Source organism: Priestia sp. P5_B4 (genome assembly GCF_056400385.1).
The window spans coordinates 1-1,358 of sequence record NZ_JBFULJ010000969.1; the positions used below are offsets into that span (position 1 = coordinate 1).

Annotated in this window: 2 protein-coding genes; one reads left to right on the forward strand and one right to left on the reverse strand. The window is 35.1% G+C overall.

Going from position 1 to position 1,358, the window contains the following annotated elements:
• Positions 1 to 324 (forward strand): PfkB family carbohydrate kinase (locus tag AC1DRF_RS27950; RefSeq protein ID WP_477742305.1); only part of this gene is annotated, 324 nt, incomplete at its 5' end.
• A 41-nt stretch (positions 325 to 365) separates the two neighbouring features.
• Here AC1DRF_RS27950 and AC1DRF_RS27955 read toward each other — a convergent pair.
• The gene (locus tag AC1DRF_RS27955) at positions 366 to 1,097 is read right to left on the reverse strand and encodes a GntR family transcriptional regulator (protein WP_013057106.1); all 732 of its coding nucleotides are present in this window, start codon (positions 1,095 to 1,097) and stop codon (positions 366 to 368) included.
• Positions 1,098 to 1,358 lie beyond the last annotated feature (261 nt).

The window sequence follows — 1,358 nt, forward strand, 5'->3', positions numbered from 1 at the left end:
CCAGAAGAAGAGTGTATGAATTTAATAAAGCGAGTACACCTGTTAGGAACCAGTGTCGTATGCGTGACAAGAGGAGAAGAGGGAGCTTTATTATCAGTCGAAAATCAGTTATTTAAACAGCCTATAATTCCTACAAATGTAGTGGATACGCTTGGGGCTGGAGATTCTTTTATAGCTGGCTTTCTTTCTTCTTATCTACCAGAAAAAAACATAGCCAAAGCCCTCCATAATGGATCATTGGTGGCATCACAAACTTGTCAAAATTACGGAGCATTTGGATATGGAAAAGAATATCATACAGACTGTGAAATGGTTCTAAAATGAATAAAATAGCGCCTTTGCTTTTGAAGAAAGGCGCTATTTTATTAAGAATTAGAACTGTCTATAGTGAACGTAACGCGATTCGCAGGGTAGTGTAGAAAAGATGAATGAATCGGTCTTTTTTGTGCATCATACGCCACTTTTTCCACTTTAAACAGCGGCTCTCCGACTTCACATTCTAAATGTTTTGCTTCATCCACATTTGCAAATACCATGTTCAATAATTTTTTATTATGAACCGGAGCAATATTGTACTTGTTTTTTATAGTATCGTACATTGAAACTGAATTATGGACGTGCTGATCTAAGTGTGGTAACAATTCTAAGGAGTAGTGAGAAATTTCTAAGGTAAGAGGCTGGTCGTCATAATACAGAATGCGCTGCAGTTCAAGGACTTCACTTTCTGGAGGGATTGATAACATCTTTGCCACATGAGCTTTTACAGGTTTTATACCAAAAGACAAAATTTTAGTCTGCGGTACTTTCCCTAATTCCGACATATACTCTGTATGCCCATTAACGGCAAACAGCTCTCTCTTAGCTTTTGGATATTGAACAAAGGTTCCTTTTCCTTGCTGACGTATCAGAAGGCCTTCTTCTACTAAATCTAATACGGCTTTTCTTACCGTAATCCGACTTACTCCGTATATATCGCACAAATCCGTTTCAATTGGAAGTTTTTCACCCGGAGTATAAACTCCTTTATTAATATCTTCTGTAATAGCCTGTTTTAACTGCATATATAAAGGCGTAGAGCTATGAGTATTTAGCTTCATCTTTTTCCTCCTCTTTCCTAAATACTTTCTTTTGAATATAATTATATTATAACGTAATGTGATGTTATATTACAATTTGCTTTTCTTCCTTTTTATCATGTATGTTTGATACAAAAGAAAGAAAAGTTGGCGAATTCAAAGTTCTATAGCATTCATCTTTCTTTTCTATTAATTGAAAACATGGGTAATGGTTAGACAAGCAATAGAAAATATGCAACAATTTTTATTACTAGCTTCTTCAACATAAGATAAAATAGAAGG